The sequence below is a fragment of the Gottfriedia acidiceleris genome (genome assembly GCF_004138285.1).
In the GTDB taxonomy this organism is placed as follows: Bacteria; Bacillota; Bacilli; order Bacillales; family Bacillaceae_G; genus Gottfriedia; species Gottfriedia acidiceleris_A.
Genome location: NZ_SCFN01000084.1, coordinates 1 through 255, shown reverse-complemented (window position 1 = coordinate 255; position 255 = coordinate 1). Strand labels below are relative to the sequence as shown.

The 255-nt window shown below is 36.1% G+C and carries 1 pseudogene; it reads left to right on the top strand.

What is annotated here, in order from left to right:
• Nucleotides 1-255 (top strand): annotated as a pseudogene (locus EP747_RS24565) (DNA-binding protein); the annotation flags it as partial.

The window sequence follows — 255 nt, the reverse complement described above, 5'->3', positions numbered from 1 at the left end:
AAATGAACATGGGCATCGTGGATTTTTTGACAAAGATGTTTTAGTTCTAAGACAGATAATAGATTTGATAAAACACCCTGATATGACACTTAAAAACGCTATAAACGTAGTAATATCAACGGTTGATATGAGTGATATGTCAGACCGTGACACAACGAAAATAGCGGAAGCACCTTATATTACCAAGGCGGAATTTGACGAGATTCAACATAAACAGATGCAATTTCATCGTTCTATGTACGAGAGACAAGAAGC